The sequence below is a fragment of the Streptomyces sp. NPDC054813 genome (assembly GCF_053611365.1).
In genome coordinates this window covers 112,876-130,406 of record NZ_JBSHAF010000014.1, presented here as the reverse complement: position 1 = coordinate 130,406, position 17,531 = coordinate 112,876, and the positions used below count along the sequence as shown (strand labels likewise).

Below are 17,531 nucleotides of genomic sequence, written 5' to 3'. Positions count from 1 at the left end.
TCGGCGCCCGCGCCTCTCGGGCGCGCGCCCCTGGCAGAGCTCGCATCTCCAGCGTAGTCGCGCGCCCGCCCCGCGCGCGCCCTCCCCCCCCCCCCCCACGGCTTGTCGGCCCCGGATGACGCAGCAGAAATCGCATGGTCAGTCCGGTGGGAGGCAGACTCCCTGTGAGGACGCTGTGTCTCCGACGCGCAGGAGTGTGCCCATGCCCCTCGACCCGGCCCCGGCCTCCACCCCGCCCCAGACCTCCCCTCCTCCGGTGCGGTTCTGGCCCGTCGGCGATCTGCCCGCCCTCGACCCCGACCCGTTCCTCGACGAGATGCTGCACGACGAGCCGGTCACCCGGATCAAACTCCCGCACGGCGAGGGGCACGCCTGGCTGATCACCCGCTACGAGGACTGCCGCTTCGTCACCTCCGACCCCCGTTTCTCCCGGGAACAGGTCGTAGGCCGCGACGTCACCAGCATGCGCCCGGAGCCCGTGGCCTCGCAGACGGCGGGCCTGCAGTACATCGACCCGCCCCGGCACAACCGGCTGCGCCGGGTCGTCGCCCGCGCCTTCACCGGGCGGGCCATGCAGCGGCTGCGGCCGATGGCCGAGCGCCGGGCCGCCGAACTGCTCGACGTGATGGCGGCCGCCGGGTCGCCGGCCGACCTCATGGAGCATCTCCACGGCCCGTTCCCGATCGCCGTGATCCGGGACTTCCTCGGCGTCGACGAGAAGGACTGGCACCGCTGGGCGGCGACCGGCGAGGCCCTGCTGTCCGCCGGGCCCGATTCAGAGGAGCGTGCCAAGGATGCCGCCCGGACCACCCGGGCCCGGATCTCCGAGCTGCTCCAGCACCGCCGCGAGGAGCCCCGCGAGGACCTCGCCGGAGTGCTGGCACTGGCCACCGAGTCCGGTGAGATCACCGACGACGAGGCGATCTCCCTGGCCACCGCCATCCAGGTCAGCGGCGGCCACGCGGTCCGCAACAACAGCGGCTCGATGATGTACGCGCTGCTCACCCACCCTCGCCATCTGGAGCGGCTGCGCCGCGAGCCGGAGCTGCTCCCGAGGGCCGTGGACGAACTCTTCCGCTACGTCCCGCACCGCAACGGCGTCGGCATTCCGCGGGTCGCCGTCGAGGACGTCGAGGTCGGCGGCCAGCTGATCCGGGCCGGTGAGGTCATCTACAACGCGTACGTCGCCGCCAACCGCGACCCCGCGGTCTTCACCGACCCCGACGAGCTGGACTTCGACCGCACCGACGGCCCTCACCTGGCCTTCGGGCACGGTCCGCACCACTGTATGGCCGCGATCATGGCCCGTATGGAGGCCGAGATCATGATCGGCTCGGTCCTCACCCGCTTCCCCGGCATCCGGCTGGCCGTGCCTGCCGAGGAGGTCGAGTTCCAGCGCCAGGGGCTGATCCGCGGACCGCGCACCCTGCCCGTGACGTGGTGACGCAGCGCCGCTTGCGATATCGAGGGTCCGCAACCGCCGACGGCCGTCCGGAGTGACGGTCGCAGGTCACCCGATTGGATCTGCGACACTGGTAAGGCCATGCCTAAGCCCGGAGAACTTACTTTTGTCGCGCCGCGCGGAGCCAACAAGCCGCCGCGGCATCTTGCCGATCTCACGCCTGCCGAGCGCAAGGACGCGGTTGCCGAGATCGGTGAGAAGCCGTTCCGTGCCAAGCAGCTCTCGCAGCACTACTTCGCGCGGTACGCGCACGACCCCGAGCAGTGGACGGACATCCCGGCCGGCTCCCGGGACCGGCTGCGGGACGCGCTGTTCCCCGAGCTGATGACCGTCGTCCGGCATCTGTCGACGGACGAGGGCACCACCCGCAAGACGCTGTGGCGGCTCTTCGACGGCACGCTCGTCGAGTCCGTGCTGATGCGCTACCCGGACCGGGTGACCATGTGCATCAGCTCACAGGCGGGGTGCGGGATGAACTGCCCGTTCTGCGCGACCGGGCAGGCGGGCCTGGACCGGAACCTGTCCACCGCGGAGATCGTCCACCAGATCGTGGACGGGATGCGGGCGCTCAGGGACGGGGAGGTGCCCGGCGGTCCGGCGCGGCTCTCCAACATCGTCTTCATGGGCATGGGCGAGCCCCTCGCCAACTACAAGCGGGTCGTCACCGCGATCCGTGCGCTGACCGACCCGGCCCCGGACGGGCTGGGTCTGTCGCAGCGCGGGATCACCGTGTCGACGGTCGGGCTCGTACCGGCCATCCACCGGCTCGCCGACGAGGGCCTCAAGTGCCGGCTCGCGATCTCCCTGCACGCCCCCGACGACGAGCTGCGCGACACCCTCGTCCCCGTGAACACGCGGTGGAAGGTGCGCGAGGTTCTCGACGCCGGGTTCGAGTACGTGGAGAAGAGCGGGCGGCGGTTGTCGATCGAGTACGCCCTCATCCGCGACATCAACGACCAGGCGTGGCGGGGCGACCGGCTGGGCCGCCTGCTCAAGGGCAAGCCCGTGCATGTGAACCTCATCCCGCTGAACCCGACGCCGGGCTCGAAGTGGACCGCCTCGCGGCCCGAGGACGAGAAGGCGTTCGTCGAGGCGATCGCCGCGCACGGTGTGCCCGTCACCGTCCGGGACACCCGCGGACAGGAGATCGACGGAGCGTGCGGTCAGCTCGCGGCCACCGAGCGGTAATCTGAGGGCCGTACAGCCATATCGTCGTACGCCGACATCGTCTTACGTCGTCATCGTCCTACGTCGGTACCTTCGTACGTCGATACCTTCGTACACTGACATCTTCATATCGACATCTTCATATTCCGACAGGGGAGCGCCACAGCGCTGAGAGTGCGGCAACCGGGCCGCAGACCCTCTGAACCTCGCCCAGGTCATTCTGGGTAGGAAGTTCGGTCATCACTCAAGCTGTTGTGCCCTGCCCGGGTGGTTCCACCGGGTGGGGCCGCGTCTCTTCCTGGTCCACCCCAGGAGGAAAACACCAGTGCACACCAAGACCTTCTTGGCCGCGGCCGTCGGGCTCGGTCTCGTCACGCTGTCCGCGTGCGGGTCGTCCGGCGACTCCGCAGCGGACTCCAAGACCGTCACCCTGGTCAGCCACGACTCATGGGCCGTCTCCAAGAACGTGCTCCAGGACTTCGAGAAGCAGTCCGGCTACCAGGTCAAGGTCCTCAAGGACGGCGACGCCGGCCAGGCCGTCAACAAGGCGATCCTGACCAAGGACAACCCGCAGGGCGACGTCTTCTTCGGTGTCGACAACACCCTGCTCTCCCGTGCTCTCGACAACGGCCTCTTCCAGCCGTACCAGGCCAAGGGCCTCGACCGGGTCGGCACGGACTACCAGCTCGATGCGGGCAAGCACCGGGTCACGCCCATCGACTACGGCGACATCTGCGTCAACTACGACAAGGCCTACTTCAGCAAGCACAAGCTGACACCGCCCACGTCCTACGCGGATCTCGTCAAGCCGCAGTACAAGAACCTCCTCGTCACCGAGAACGCGGCCACCTCCTCGCCGGGTCTGGGATTCCTGCTCGGGAGTGCCGCTCAGTACGGCGACGCCGGCTGGCAGGGCTACTGGAAGAAGCTCAAGGACAACGGCGTCAAGGTCGTCGACGGCTGGGAGCAGGCCTACAACGAGGAGTTCTCCGGCTCGGCCGGCGGCAAGAAGGCGAAGGGCGACCGGCCGCTCGTGGTGTCGTACGCCTCCTCCCCGCCCGCCGAGGTCATCTACGCCGACCCGAAGCCCGGCACCGCGCCCACCGGCGTCGCGACCGGCACCTGCTTCCGGCAGATCGAGTTCGCCGGGCTGCTGAGCAACGCCCGGAACACCCAGGGCGGCAAGGCGCTCATCGACTTCCTGGTCTCCAAGGAGTTCCAGGAGGACATGCCGTTGAACATGTTCGTGTATCCGGTGGTCGAGGGAGCGAGCGTGCCCGCCGAGTTCACGAAGTACGGTCCCGCCGCGAAGGACCCCGAGACCATGGCGCCCGACAAGATCGCCGCCAACCGTGACCAGTGGGTCAAGACGTGGACCTCACTCGTACTCAAGTAGCTCGTACTCAAGCAGCCGGCGGGCGCGGGAGCGTGGCGCGGCTCGGCCTGATGGCCGTGCCCGTCGCGTTCTTCGCCGTCTTCTTCGCCTGGCCGGTCGCGGCGATCGTCACGCGCGGGCTGAAGGCCGACGGGGTGTGGCGGTTCGGGCGGATCGCCGACGTCGTCGGCCAGTCCGACATCCGGCACGTCCTGTGGTTCACCACCTGGCAGGCGCTCGCCTCCACCGCGCTCACCCTGCTGGTCGCGCTGCCGGCCGCCTATGTCTTCGCCCGCCTGGACTTCCCGGGCAAGCAGGTGCTGCGGGCCGTGGTGACGGTGCCCTTCGTGCTGCCGACGGTGGTGGTCGGTACGGCGTTCCTGGCGCTGGTCGGCCGCGGCGGACTGCTGGACGAGCTGTGGGGCGTACGGCTGGACACCACCGTCTGGGCCATCCTGCTCGCGCATGTCTTCTTCAACTACGCGGTCGTCGTACGGACCGTGGGCGGCCTGTGGGCGCAACTGGACCCACGGCAGGAGGAGGCCGCGCGGATGCTCGGCGTCTCGCCGCTGGGCGCCTGGCGGAAGGTCACCCTGCCCGCGCTGGCGCCCGCCGTGGCCGCCGCCGCGCTGATGGTCTTCCTGTTCACCTTCACCTCCTTCGGCGTGGTCCAGATCCTCGGCGGGCCGACCTTCTCCACCCTCGAAGTGGAGATCTACCGGCAGACCTCCGAGATCTTCGACCTCTCCACGGCCGCCGTCCTCACGATCGTGCAGTTCGTCGCGGTCGGCGCGATCCTCGCCGTGCACGCATGGACGGTACGGCGGCGGGAGAGTGCGCTGCGGCTGGTGGATCCGTCGGTGACGGCACGCCGGCCGCGCGGCGCCGGGCAGTGGGCGCTGCTCGGCGCGGTCCTCGCCACCATTGCCGTGCTCCTCGTGCTGCCGCTGGCCGTGCTGGTACGGCGGTCGCTCGACGGGGGGTTCGGCTACTACCGGGCGCTGGGTGACGCCGACGGGGGCACCTTCCTGGTCGCGCCCATCCAGTCGATGGCCAATTCGCTCGACTACGCCGTCGCCGCCACCGCCATCGCCCTGGTGATCGGCGGGCTGGCCGCCGCCGCACTGGCCCGGCGGGACGCGGGGCGCCTGGTGCGGGGCTTCGACGCGCTGCTGATGCTGCCGCTCGGGGTGTCCGCGGTGACCGTCGGCTTCGGGTTCCTGATCGCGCTCGACAAGCCGCCGCTGGATCTGCGGCAGTCCTGGATCCTGGTGCCGCTCGCGCAGGCGCTGGTCGGGGTGCCGTTCGTCGTACGGACCATGCTGCCCGTGCTGCGTGCCGTGGACGAACGCCTGCGGGAGGCGGCGGCCGTGCTCGGGGCCTCGCCGTGGCGGGTGTGGCGGGAGGTCGATCTGCCGATGGTGCGACGGGCGTTGCTGGTCGCGGCGGGCTTCGCCTTCGCGGTGTCGCTGGGGGAGTTCGGGGCCACGGTGTTCATCGCCCGGCCGGACAACCCGACGCTGCCGGTGGCCGTGGCGCGGTTGCTGTCCCGCCCCGGTGACCTCAACTACGGCCAGGCGATGGCCCTTTCCACGATTCTGATGGTGGTGTGCGCGGTGGCGCTGCTGGTGCTGGAGCGACTGCGGACCGACCGGACGGGGGAGTTCTGATGCCGCTTCTCGAACTGGAGCAGGCCACCGTGCGGTTCGGCGGACGGACCGTGCTCGACGCCGTGGACCTCCAGGTCGCCGAGCACGAGGTGGTGTGCGTGCTCGGGCCGAGCGGGAGCGGCAAGTCGACGCTGCTGCGGGTGGTGGCGGGGCTGCAACCGACGGACGCGGGGCGGGTGTTGCTCGACGGGCAGGACCAGGTTCGGGTGCCGGCCCATCAGCGCGGGGTCGGGCTGATGTTCCAGGATCATCAGCTGTTCCCGCAGCGGGACGTGGGCGGGAACGTGGCCTTCGGGCTCCGGATGCGTGGCGCCGGTAGGGGGCAACAGGCCGATCGGGTCGCCGAGTTGCTGGAGCTGGTCGGGCTGCCGGGGGCCGTGGGGCGGGCGGTGGCCGGGCTCTCCGGTGGTGAGCAGCAGCGGGTCGCGCTCGCGCGGGCGCTGGCGCCCCGGCCCCGGCTGCTGATGCTCGACGAACCGCTGGGACAGCTCGACCGCTCGCTGCGGGAGCGGCTGGTGGTCGAACTGCGGGAACTGTTCGGGCGGTTGGGCACGACCGTGCTCGCGGTCACCCACGACCAGGGCGAGGCATTCGCGCTGGCCGACCGGGTGGTGGTGATGCGGGACGGACGGATCGCCCAGTCCGGCACCCCCCTCGATGTCTGGCAGCGGCCGGCCGACGAGTTCGTGGCACGCTTCCTCGGCTTCGGCAACGTGGTCCCGGCGACCGTCGAGGGCTCGGCCGCGGTGACGCCCTGGGGGAAGCTGCCGGTGCCCGAGGGATCGGGTCAGGGTGCGCGGACGCTGCTGGTGCGACCCGCGGGCGTACGAATTGTCGCCGCCGACGCGGGGCTGCCCTGCACGGTGACCGCCCGCACCTTCCAGGGCACCCATGTCACCGTCCACCTCCAGCCCCAGGACGGCCCCCGGCTGGAGGCGGCCTGCGCGCTGCGGGAGGCGCCGGCGGCCGGGGACACGGTGGGCGTCGAGTTCGACGCGGCGGAGACCGTCGTACTGGACTGATGTCCCGACGGACATGGCCGAGGCCCGCCCCCCGGGGATACGGGGACGGGCCTCGACGGTGTACTACGACGGGTGCGTCAGCTTCCGCTGTTCGCCCCACGACGGCGCATGCCGAACCACACGGCGCCGCCGCCGACCACGACCAGCGCGCCCGCGACGCCGGCGATCAGACCGGTGTTGGAGTTGGCACCGGTCTCGGCGAGGTTCGACTCACCGACCGCCGGGGACGGGGCGTTGCTCGACGTGGACGCCGGGGCGGTGCTGCTGCTCTCCGTGGCCGACGGGGTCGGGGAGTCCGACTCGGCCGGGGTGGACGCGGACTCCGAGGGCGCCGGGGTGGCCGACTCCGACGGGGACGGGCTGGAGCTCTCGTCGGACTTGCAGGCGGTCGACGGGGTCGTCAGGTTGGGCGTGATGTCCCTGTCGATGTGGATGCTACCGCTGTCGACCTTGACGCGGACGCGGTACGTCGCGTTGGGCGCCCAGTCCTCGGAGAAGGTGACCTTCGTACCTCCCTTGGAGCCCTTGACGGACTGCGAGTCGCCGACCTGCTTCGCGTCGGCTCCGTTGCTCTCGAGGAAGACGCTGATGGTGGCCGGAGTACCCGAGGCGTCCTGGTCGGTGACCGTGATGACACCGTTGGAGCCGTCGCAGGTGGCTTCGGCGGAGAACTCGGAGATGTTGCACGCGAAGGCGCTGCTGGAAACGCCCAGGGCCAGCGCTGCGGACGCGGAGGCAACACCCAGGATGCGCACGGAACGACGTGCACTGCGGCGGGATATGGACACGTTTGTCCTTAATGAGTGCATAACTGCGGGGGGCTTGCGGGGGAGTTGACGCAACGCGAGGTGAGGCATCAGCAACCCCAAGAGGCTCACAGGTCTATAAGTGCGCCGTAAGTAGTGTCAATGCATATGCGGCCCACGGGCGTTGACTTTACCTGCTTGTTAACTGCCGAGACGTTTCAGCGCCTCGGGAGCGTGCTCGATCCGGTCAACCAGGGCGATACGGGACGCCATCGACCGCTCCCGGGCAAGCGAGGTCAGCAGCTGCCAAGCCGGCAGCCGCTCGCTCCAGTGCGCCTCGTCCACGAGCACCATCGGGGTCGGCTCGCCCCGCGACTCGTAGTAGTTGGGCGTCGCGTTGTCGAAGATCTCCTGTACGGTCCCGGCGGCGCCCGGCAGGAACACCACACCGGCGTTGGAGCGGGCCAGCAGGCCGTCCTCGCGGGTGGCGTTGGCGAAGTACTTGGCGATGTGCGCGGCGAAGGCGTTCGGCGGCTCGTGGCCGTAGAACCAGGTGGGGATGCCGACCGAGGGGCCGCCGTCCGGCCAGCGCTCGCGGACCTCGAAGGCCGCCCGCGCCCAGTCGGTGATCGACGGCCGGAACGACGGCGCCTTGGCGAGGAGCCCCAGCGCCTCCTCCAGCATCCCGTCGTCGAAGGGCGCCGCGTACGCGCCCAGGTTCGCCGCCTCCATCGCGCCCGGGCCGCCGCCGGTCGCCACCGTGAAGCCGGCGCGCGCCAGGTCCCGGCCGAGCCGGGCGGCGCCCGCGTACTCCTGCGTACCGCGCGCCATCGCGTGCCCGCCCATGACGCCCACCACCCGGGAGCCGGCGAGGAGTTCGTCGAGCGCGTCGGAGACCGCGTCGTCATGGATGGAGCGGAGCATCGAGGCGAATATGTCGCCGTCCGCCTTGGTCTGCTGGAACCAGGCGTACGCACGGGCGTCCCGGGTCGCCCCGTAGCCCTCGCCGAGCGCGTCGAACAGTTCGTCGGGCGTGTAGACGAAGGCGCGATAGGGGTCGAAGGGGAGGTCGGGGACGGGCGGGAACACCAGGGCACCCGAGGCGCGGACCCGGGCGGCCGCCTCGGCCGACATCGGGCAGCCGAGGAAGACGGCGCCGGCGGCGTCGGTGGTGAGCAGGACGTCCGTACGGTCCGTCAGGTCGACGGCCTGGACGCGGTACTGGGCGAGCGTGCGGTGCGCTGCGACGACCTCGTCGAACTCGGCGAGGGACTCGATCTCACGGTCGCGGGCGGCACGGTGGGGCTGCGGCTGGGCGGGTGTCGGATGCACCCGCCCATGCTGGCACAGCTGTTCGTAAGGATTCAGAGGGATTCGCGGGCGTTCGTGGGGAAGGAGCGGGTGGGGCCGGGCCGGTCAGCCCTGGACCGCCGCCGGGTCCATCCACACGACCTCCCAGCTGTGGCCGTCGAGGTCCTCGAAGGAGCGGCCGTACATGAAGCCCTGGTCCTGGACGTCGTCGTTCGCCGTGCCGCCGGCCGCGACCGCCTTCTCCACCAGCTCGTCGACCTTCTCGCGGCTCTCCGCGCTCAGACAGATCAGCACCTCGCTGGTCTTCGTCGAGTCGGCGATCTCCTTCTTCGTGAAGTCGGCGTAGCGCTGCTTGCCGAGGAGCATCGCGATGATCGTGTCGCTGATCACGACACAGGTGCAGTCGTCGGTGCTGAACTGCGGGTTGATCGAGTAGCCGAGCTCCGTGAAGAACTTCCGCGACGCGGCGACGTCGTTGGTGGCCAGGTTCACGAAGATCATCTGCTGGTACATGGGGACCTCTCCCTCGGGTGTCGTGCCGTTCGGGGGGATAGACCGAAGGGAGGTGCGAAAGTCATCGGTGGGTCCGGATTCCTCCGTCGCGATGTCCCTGGGGCGTCTCAGCGGACCAGCGGCAGCGCGGCCAGGTCGGCGACGAGCAGGGTGAGGGGGGTGAAGAGGGCCAGCAGGGCACCGCTGCGCAGGGCCGCGGCGCTGCGCAGCACGGTGGCCGGGGCGCCCAGGCGGAGCAGGGCCTCGGTGGTGTCGGCACGGGACTGGCGGGCCTCCACGGCCGCGGTCAGGAGAGTGGCCAGCGCGCAGCCGGCGACCACGACACCGCCGAGGGTGGTGAGCGGGCCGGGGACGAGGGCGTCGCCGTCGTCGTAGAGCGTGCGGGCCGCGAGGGCCGCGGACGCCACCGCGCAGACGACACCGAGGGGGCGGCCGATACGGGTGGACTCGGCCATCAGGCCGCGGCCGGCCAGGAGGCGGAGGGCGCCGGGGCGGGCGGTCTGGAGGAGGCGGCCGCAGAGGTGGGTGAGGCCGGGGGCGGCGAGGATCAGGCCCAGGGCGGTGAGGGTCCACCCGGCGAGGACGCCGACGGGGCCCACGGCCAGGCCGCCGGGGAGGCTGGTCCGGGGGGTGGCTTCGGTGGCGCCGGCGTAGGACTCCACGGCGAGACCCGCCGCGAACACGGCGATGCCCCAGGGGAGGCCGGTGGGAGCGGTGCCGAGGGCCGGGAGGCCGGGTACGTGGTCCGGGGCTTCTTGCGCGCCGTCCCCCGTGGCCGGGGCGGGCGGGCCGTCGCTCCCCGGCGTTTGCGGGGTGCCTCCGTCAGAGGGGGTGCCCTGGGCGCCCGCCCGTGCCGCCCCGGCGGCACGGCTGCCCGCGTGCTGAAGCGGTCGGGTGCCGGCCGCGGGCTGGGGGCTGCTGGTGGGAGCGCGGAAGAACCGGGCTCCGAAGCGGCCGTAGGTGCCGAAGGTTTCGCGCTCTGCTGATCTCCCGTGGGCCCCGAAACGGCCGTACACCCGTGCCCGGCCCGCCGGGCCCGGCAGGTCCCTCGGCCGGAGGGTCACCGCCACCGCCGTGGACGCGAGCACCGGGAGCACGGCCAGGAGGGTCAGGGCCGCCGGGACGGGCAGGGACCTGTTCGCCGCCAGGAAGTCCTTCGCCGCGCCGTCGAAGGGCATGCCCGTGAGGTCGCCGCGCAGGTGGAGGAAGACCAGCAGGGCCAGCAGCGAGCCCAGGGTGCAGGCCAGGGCCGTGTTGAGGGCGGCGATGGCCATCAGCCGGCCCGGGCCCAGGCCCAGGGCGGACAGGCCCGGGCGCGGTTTGGTGCCGGGGTCGGTGCGGGCCACCGCGATCGCCAGGTACACCGTGGCGGCCAGCGGGATCGCGCACCACGACAGGCGCAGCAGCGCGGCCGTCGAGTGGGTCGGGTGGACCATCGCGTAGCCGAGGGCGGACAGCAGCAGGAAGCCCGTGCCGGCGGCCGCCGTGGCCACCAGGAGGCGGCGCAGGTGGACGGCCGGGCGAGCGGCGCGGGTCAGACGGAGAGCGAGCACTCGGCCCGGCCCTCCGCGTCGGGGACCGGCGGCAGGTGGACCGTGTTCACCCGGCGCCCGTCCAGGAGCGAGACGCTGCGGTCGGCTACGGCCGCCGTCTCCGCGTCGTGCGTGGCGAGGACGACTGTGATGCCGTGCGAGCGGGCCGCCGTGGTGAGGGTGCGCAGCACATGGGCGCGGTCGGCGCGGTGCAGCGGTGCCGTCGGCTCGTCCGCGAAGAGGACCGTGGGCGAGGGCGCCAGGGCGCGCGCGATGCAGACGCGCTGGCGTTCGGCCTGACGGAGCTCCGCCGGGTGGCTGCGGGCCTTGTCGCCGACGTCGAGGCGCTCCAGCCACTCCAGCGCGGCCACCTTGGCCCGGCGGCGGCCGGTGCCGCGCAGCATCAGGGGCAGCGCGGTGTTCTCCCAGACGTTCAGCTCGGGGACCAGCGCCGGGGCCGGGTCGATCCAGCCGAAGCGGTCGCGGCGGAGCCGTTCGCGGGTGAGCGGGCCCATCCGGTGTACGGCGGTGCTGTTGAACCAGACCTCGCCGTGCTGCACCGGGACCAGACCGGACAGGCACCTCAGCAGCGTGGTCTTGCCGCTGCCGCGCGGCCCGCTGACGGCGAGGATCTCGCCCTCCCGCACGCCGAGCGAGACACCGGTGACCCCGGGCGAGCCGTCCTGGTGGCAGAAGTGCAGGGAGCGTGCCCACAGCACGTCGTTGTCCGGCGGGGCCTCCATGGGCGTACACCTCGGTTCTGATCCGTTTTCGCGCGTCCGATCCCCCGTCCGGGGGAACGAAGGCTGGGCCGATCGGTCACGTGCACGCTAGGCAGGTAGGGGGGCCGAGCCCGGACAGCACACGGCCCCGGGCCGCCGTTCTCACTCGAACGGACGGCACCGGGGCCGCGATCAGACCGCTGATCTGATGATCAGAGCTTCGTCCACGCCTCCGTCAGCGTGGCGCGCAGGATCTGCTCGATCTCGTCGAAGGTCTCCTGGTTGGAGATCAGCGGTGGGGCGAGCTGGACGACCGGGTCGCCGCGGTCGTCGGCACGGCAGTACAGGCCGTTGTCGAACAGGGCCTTGGAGAGGAAGCCGTACAGGACGCGCTCGGTCTCCTCGTCGTTGAAGGACTCCTTCGTGGCCTTGTCCTTGACCAGCTCGATGCCGTAGAAGAAGCCGTTGCCGCGGACGTCGCCGACGATCGGCAGGTCGTGCAGCTTCTGCAGGGTGGACAGGAACGCGCCCTCGTTGTCGAGCACGTGCTGGTTGATGCCCTCGCGCTCGAACAGGTCGAGGTTGGCGAGGCCGACCGCCGCCGACACCGGGTGGCCGCCGAAGGTGTAGCCGTGCAGGAAGGTGTTGTCGCCCTTGTAGAACGGCTCGGCGAGCTTGTCGGAGATGATGCAGGCGCCGATCGGGGAGTAGCCCGAGGTCATGCCCTTGGCGCAGGTGATCATGTCCGGGACGTAGCCGAACTTGTCACAGGCGAACATCGTGCCGAGGCGGCCGAAGGCGCAGATGACCTCGTCGGAGACGAGCAGCACGTCGTACTGGTCGCAGATCTCACGGACCCGCTGGAAGTAGCCGGGCGGGGGCGGGAAGCAGCCGCCCGCGTTCTGCACGGGCTCCAGGAAGACCGCGGCGACGGTGTCGGGGCCCTCGAAGAGGATCTGCTGCTCGATCTGGTCGGCGGCCCAGCGGCCGAAGGCCTCCGGGTCGTCGCCGAAGAGCGGCGCGCGGTAGATGTTGGTGTTCGGCACCTTGTGCGCGCCCGGGACGAGGGGCTCGAACGGCGCCTTCAGGGCCGGCAGGCCGGTGATGGACAGGGCGCCCTGCGGGGTGCCGTGGTAGGCGACCGCGCGGGAGATGACCTTGTACTTGGTCGGCTTGCCCTTGAGCTTGAAGTACTGCTTGGCGAGCTTCCAGGCGGTCTCCACGGCCTCGCCGCCGCCGGTGGTGAAGAAGACCTTGTTCAGGTCGCCGGGGGCGTAGTCGGCCAGGCGTTCCGCCAGCTCGACGGCCTTCGGGTGGGCGTACGACCACACCGGGAAGAACGCCAGCTCCTGGGCCTGCTTGAAGGCCGCCTCGGCGAGTTCGACGCGGCCGTGACCGGCCTGGACCACGAACAGGCCCGCGAGACCGTCGAGGTAGCGCTTGCCCTTGTCGTCGTAGATGTAGGTGCCCTCGCCCCGGACGATGGTCGGGACGGGCGAGTTCTCGTACGAGGACATGCGGGTGAAGTGCATCCACAGGTGGTCGTACGCGGTCTTGCTGAGGTCCTTCTGGCTCACGGTTATCGGGTTCCCCACATGTAGGTCTGCTTCTTCAGCTTCAGGTAGACGAAGCTTTCGGTGGAGCGCACTCCGGGCAGTGACCGGATGCGTTTGTTGATGACGTCCAGCAGGTGGTCGTCGTCCTCGCAGACGATCTCCGCGAGGATGTCGAACGAGCCCGCGGTCATCACCACGTACTCGACTTCCGACATGGCGGTCAGCGCGTCCGCGATCGACTCGACATCGCCCTCGACGTTGACGCCGACCATCGCCTGCCGGCGGAAGCCCACGGTGAGCGGGTCCGTGACGGCGACGATCTGCATCACGCCCTGGTCCAGCAGCTTCTGGACGCGCTGGCGCACGGCCGCCTCCGACAGGCCGACGGCCTTGCCGATCGCGGCGTACGGCCGACGGCCGTCCTCCTGGAGCTGCTGGATGATGGCGAGGGAAACGGCGTCCAACTGGGGGGTGCCGTTCCTGGACTCGCGGGACGAGTCCCTCTGGTCTGCGCTTCGACTGGCCACGACCTCACTGTGCACGACGTCTCGACGGTTCCGCAAGGCCGCATCGATGAAATTCGTTGTTTGAGGTACCCAGTATTGCGGATTTCGCAGACGCGACGGCCGTGGGGGTGTTGAAAACGTGGGATCTCGGATTACTGTGGGTGTCTCAGTCAATGGACACCCGAACTTGGAGGGCCGGCAGTGAGCACCGAGCTGCGTCGTCTGCGCAATTACATCGACGGTGAGTTCCGGGACGCCGCCGACGGACGGACCACGGAGGTGGTCAATCCGGCGACGGGCGAGGCGTACGCGACGGCGCCGCTGTCCGGGGCGGCGGACGTCGACGCGGCCATGGCGGCCGCCGCCGCGGCCTTCCCGGCGTGGCGGGACACCACGCCCGCCGAGCGCCAGAAGCACCTCCTGAAGATCGCCGACGCGTTCGAGGAGCGCGCCGAGGACCTCATCGCGGCCGAGGTGGAGAACACGGGCAAGCCCATCGGGCTCACCCGCTCCGAGGAGATCCCGCCGATGGTCGACCAGATCCGCTTCTTCGCGGGCGCGGCGCGGATGCTGGAGGGCCGGTCGGCCGGCGAGTACATGGAGGGGATGACCTCCATCGTCCGCCGCGAGCCGGTCGGCGTCTGCGCGCAGGTCGCGCCGTGGAACTACCCGATGATGATGGCCGTGTGGAAGTTCGCCCCGGCGCTCGCCGCGGGCAACACGGTCGTGCTGAAGCCGTCCGACACCACCCCGGCGTCGACCGTCCTGATGGCCGAGATCATCGGCGGCATCCTCCCCAAGGGTGTCTTCAACGTCGTCACCGGCGACCGCGACACCGGCCGTCTGATGGTCGAGCACCCGACTCCGGCGATGGCCTCCATCACCGGCTCCGTGCGCGCCGGCATGCAGGTCGCCGAGTCCGCGTCCAAGGACCTCAAGCGGGTCCACCTGGAGCTGGGCGGCAAGGCGCCGGTCGTCGTCTTCGAGGACACGGACATCGCCAAGGCCGTCGAGGACATCTCCGTCGCCGGCTTCTTCAACGCCGGCCAGGACTGTACGGCCGCCACCCGCGTCCTCGTCCAGGAGTCCATCCACGACGAGTTCGTCGCCGCGCTCGCGAAGGCCGCGGCCGAGACGAAGACGGGCCAGCCGGACGACGAGGACGTGCTGTTCGGGCCGTTGAACAACCCGAACCAGCTGAAGCAGGTCTCCGGCTTCATCGAGCGGCTCCCCGCCCACGCCAAGGTCGAGGCCGGCGGGCAGCGGGTCGGCGACAAGGGCTACTTCTACGCCCCGACCGTCGTCTCCGGGCTCAAGCAGGACGACGAGATCATCCAGAACGAGGTCTTCGGACCGGTCATCACCGTCCAGTCCTTCACCGACGAGGACCAGGCCACCGAGTGGGCCAACGGTGTCGAGTACGCGCTGGCGTCTTCCGTGTGGACCAAGGACCACGGGCGGGCGATGCGGATGTCCAAGAAGCTGGACTTCGGCTGCGTGTGGATCAACACGCACATTCCGCTGGTCGCGGAGATGCCGCACGGCGGGTTCAAGAAGTCCGGGTACGGCAAGGACCTGTCAGCGTACGGGTTCGACGACTACACGCGGATCAAGCATGTGATGACGTCGCTGGAGAGCTGATTCTTTCGGCTGTGGCTGTGGCTGTGGCTGTGGCTGCAGGGGCGTGGGGGCTGGTCGCGCAGTTCCCCGCGCCCCTTTAGGTGGGTTGCGCTGCCCGGGGTTGGGAAGGCCCCCCGGTGACCGGGCGCGTAACGCCGTGTTGACCTAGGTCATCGACAAGGTGTCCGGTCCGTGTCAGGGGGCTCGACGCAGCGTCGATTGCCTGGCCACAGGGAGGCGGGACATGCTTCTGGTGTGCCCCAGAATCCTTCTCGAACGCACGAGCTGTCCCGTCGCTCCCTGCTGCGCGCGCTCGGCGGCACCGCCGCGTTCGGCGCGCTGGCCGGCTGCGGGGTGCCCGCCGCCTACGTCAAGGCCGGCGACCGCACGGTGACCGACCTGTCCGCCCAGGACCACAAGCTGGTCTTCGCGAACTGGCCGCTGTACATCGACGTCGACGACGACAACCCGAACAAGCGGCCCACCCTCGACGCCTTCGAGAAGCAGACCGGGATCTCCGTCGACTACATCGAGGAGATCAACGACAACGACGAGTTCTTCGGCAAGATCAGCCCGGCGCTGATGAACCACCAGTCCACCGGCCGGGACCTGATCGTCATAAGCGACTGGATGTGCGCGCGCTTCGTCCGCCTGGGCTGGGTCCAGAAGATGGACCGCGCCCACCAGCCGAACGTGGCGAAGTACCTGGATCCGCTGCTCCGCTCGCCCGCCTTCGACCCGGGCCGCCTGTACACGGTGCCGTGGCAGTCGGGCATCACCGGCATCGCGTACAACCGCCGGAAGCTGGGCCGCGAGATCCGGCACGTCAAGGACCTGTGGGCGAGCGACCTCAAGGGCCGGGTGACCCTGCTCTCCGGCCTCGACGAGGCGTTCGCGCTGCTGATGCAGGGCAACGGCGTGGACATCACCAAGTGGACGGCCGACGACTTCTACGACGTCTGCGACGAGGTGGAGAAGCAGGTCGCCCGCGGCCAGATCCGCCGCTTCACCGGCAACGACTACACCAAGGACCTTGTCAGCGGTGACGTCCTGGCCTGCCAGGCGTACTCCGGAGACGTCATCCAGCTCCAGGCCGACAACCCCGACATCCGCTTCCTCGTCCCGGAGGAGGGCGCGGAGCTGTGGTCGGACTCCCTGATGATCCCGGACCGCGCCGACCACAAGACCAACGCGGAACGTCTCGTCGACTACTACTACGAGCCGGAGGTGGCCGCCGAACTGGCCGCCTGGGTCAACTACGTCTGCCCCGTCCCGGCGGCCCAGCAGGTCCTCGCCGCCTCCAAGGACAAGGACACCGCGGCCCTCGCCGAGAACTCCCTGATCTTCCCGAACACGGCGATGCGCAGGCGCCTGGCCATCGCCCGCGACATCACGTCGACGGAACGCGTGGCCTTCGCGAAGCGGTGGAACGCGATCGTGGGGTTGTAGCCCGGGCCGGCATCCGGTTTGTGACGAGGATTTTTAGTTGGCACAAAAGAGAGATAGTTGGCACCAAGATCACGACCGTTCTCCGAGGTGGCGGCGCATCACCTCGATGCACGCAGCTCGGGCGGCGTCTGATCGGGCCCGCGGATACGGCACCCCCAGGTGGCATCGGACAGCCTGGGGTACGACTTCGAGGTCGGAGGCTTGTCGTCCTCCCGGCACCAGTAGAAGCCCGCATATACCGGAGCCTTGCGCAGTCCTGTGGGCAGTCCATCGTGATACCAGCCGCCGCGACCCATCCCGAACCAGGTAACCTCCCCCTCTAGCGTCAACTCCCCTATGTAGGCGAACCATTCTGCTTTGAGCGTGCACATGTCGCGATTGCGGTTGATGTGATCCACGCATTGCCGTAACAAGGCGTCAATGGTGTCCGTGACGCCCACAAAATCTTCTGGATCCTTGACTGAGGTCATGACACGAACAATGGCCCTGGGGCCTGACAGCCCCGCCTCCCCACCGCTACGCAGTGGGGCCCTCACTGCAGCCTCGCGGACCTGGTCGGGCAGCCGGTCGTGGAACTCGGCGGTCAGGCCCTTGTCCCGCCAACGCCGGAAGAAGGCGTAGACACGGTCCCACGCGAGGAAGTCCGCGGGCATAGTCCGCCAGGTGATGCCGCCCGCCCACCAGGTAGGGCACCGCGTCGACCAGCTGCCGGTGGCAGTAGCCCTCCGGTTGCCCGCCGCGGCCCTCCAAGCCATCGCGTACTCGAAGTCGATGCGGCAGCGGACCGCCTCGGCTGCCTGCCGGTCCGACAGACCGAGCAGGAACTGCAGCACACAGACGGTGGCCAGTTGGGCGGGCTACAGACCCGGACGCCCGTCAC

At 70.1% G+C, this 17,531-nt stretch carries 15 protein-coding genes; 7 read left to right on the top strand and 8 right to left on the bottom strand.

Features of this window, described 5'->3' with window-relative positions; genetic code table 11:
• The first annotated feature begins 202 nt into the window (after positions 1–202).
• The 5 genes from ACWGJB_RS27615 (at position 203) to ACWGJB_RS27595 (ending at position 6,696) form a co-directional block, all read left to right on the top strand.
• Positions 203–1,444 (top strand): cytochrome P450, encoded by a 1,242-nt coding sequence (locus tag ACWGJB_RS27615; protein ID WP_453382777.1) that lies wholly within the window; start codon positions 203–205, stop codon positions 1,442–1,444.
• 99 nt (positions 1,445–1,543) lie between these two features.
• Complete coding sequence (gene rlmN, locus ACWGJB_RS27610; RefSeq protein ID WP_453382776.1) at positions 1,544–2,650, top strand: 23S rRNA (adenine(2503)-C(2))-methyltransferase RlmN; 1,107 nt, start codon at positions 1,544–1,546, stop codon at positions 2,648–2,650.
• 304 nt (positions 2,651–2,954) lie between these two features.
• Positions 2,955–4,025 (top strand): thiamine ABC transporter substrate-binding protein, encoded by a 1,071-nt coding sequence (locus ACWGJB_RS27605; RefSeq protein WP_453382775.1) that lies wholly within the window; start codon positions 2,955–2,957, stop codon positions 4,023–4,025.
• Positions 4,026–4,075: 50 nt separating this feature from the next.
• Positions 4,076–5,674, top strand: coding sequence for an ABC transporter permease (locus ACWGJB_RS27600; RefSeq protein WP_453382871.1), 1,599 nt, complete (start codon positions 4,076–4,078; stop codon positions 5,672–5,674).
• Positions 5,674–6,696, top strand: coding sequence for an ABC transporter ATP-binding protein (locus ACWGJB_RS27595; protein ID WP_453382774.1), 1,023 nt, complete (start codon positions 5,674–5,676; stop codon positions 6,694–6,696). Before ACWGJB_RS27600 ends, ACWGJB_RS27595 begins: the two co-directional genes overlap by 1 nt.
• A gap of 77 nt (positions 6,697–6,773) precedes the next feature.
• Here the strand turns inward: ACWGJB_RS27595 and ACWGJB_RS27590 are convergent, their stop codons facing one another.
• The 7 genes from ACWGJB_RS27590 to ACWGJB_RS27560 all read right to left on the bottom strand — a co-directional run bounded on the left by ACWGJB_RS27590 (position 6,774) and on the right by ACWGJB_RS27560 (position 13,618).
• Entirely contained in the window at positions 6,774–7,505 is a 732-nt protein-coding gene (locus ACWGJB_RS27590; protein WP_453382773.1) for an LAETG motif-containing sortase-dependent surface protein, read from the bottom strand.
• 138 nt (positions 7,506–7,643) lie between these two features.
• The gene (locus tag ACWGJB_RS27585) at positions 7,644–8,774 is read right to left on the bottom strand and encodes an LOG family protein (protein ID WP_453382772.1); all 1,131 of its coding nucleotides are present in this window, start codon (positions 8,772–8,774) and stop codon (positions 7,644–7,646) included.
• An 84-nt stretch (positions 8,775–8,858) separates the two neighbouring features.
• On the bottom strand, positions 8,859–9,266 hold the full coding sequence (locus ACWGJB_RS27580) for a VOC family protein (RefSeq protein WP_453382771.1): 408 nt from the start codon (positions 9,264–9,266) through the stop codon (positions 8,859–8,861).
• Positions 9,267–9,373: 107 nt separating this feature from the next.
• On the bottom strand, positions 9,374–10,819 hold the full coding sequence (locus ACWGJB_RS27575) for a hypothetical protein (protein ID WP_453382770.1): 1,446 nt from the start codon (positions 10,817–10,819) through the stop codon (positions 9,374–9,376).
• Positions 10,801–11,541 (bottom strand): ABC transporter ATP-binding protein, encoded by a 741-nt coding sequence (locus ACWGJB_RS27570; protein ID WP_453382769.1) that lies wholly within the window; start codon positions 11,539–11,541, stop codon positions 10,801–10,803. Before ACWGJB_RS27570 ends, ACWGJB_RS27575 begins: the two co-directional genes overlap by 19 nt.
• 191 nt (positions 11,542–11,732) lie before the next feature.
• On the bottom strand, positions 11,733–13,115 hold the full coding sequence (locus tag ACWGJB_RS27565) for an aspartate aminotransferase family protein (protein WP_360484969.1): 1,383 nt from the start codon (positions 13,113–13,115) through the stop codon (positions 11,733–11,735).
• Positions 13,100–13,618 (bottom strand): Lrp/AsnC family transcriptional regulator, encoded by a 519-nt coding sequence (locus ACWGJB_RS27560; protein ID WP_351712472.1) that lies wholly within the window; start codon positions 13,616–13,618, stop codon positions 13,100–13,102. The genes ACWGJB_RS27565 and ACWGJB_RS27560 overlap by 16 nt, the downstream gene beginning before the upstream one ends.
• A 165-nt stretch (positions 13,619–13,783) precedes the next feature.
• Between ACWGJB_RS27560 and ACWGJB_RS27555 the strand changes: the two genes are divergently transcribed.
• Positions 13,784–15,223, top strand: a complete 1,440-nt coding sequence (locus ACWGJB_RS27555; protein ID WP_453382768.1) for a gamma-aminobutyraldehyde dehydrogenase — start codon at positions 13,784–13,786, stop codon at positions 15,221–15,223.
• A gap of 234 nt (positions 15,224–15,457) precedes the next feature.
• On the top strand, positions 15,458–16,651 hold the full coding sequence (locus ACWGJB_RS27550) for an ABC transporter substrate-binding protein (RefSeq protein WP_453382767.1): 1,194 nt from the start codon (positions 15,458–15,460) through the stop codon (positions 16,649–16,651).
• Between the two features lie 98 nt (positions 16,652–16,749).
• Here the strand turns inward: ACWGJB_RS27550 and ACWGJB_RS27545 are convergent, their stop codons facing one another.
• Positions 16,750–17,484, bottom strand: a complete 735-nt coding sequence (locus ACWGJB_RS27545; protein ID WP_453382766.1) for a hypothetical protein — start codon at positions 17,482–17,484, stop codon at positions 16,750–16,752.
• Positions 17,485–17,531: the final 47 nt, after the last annotated feature.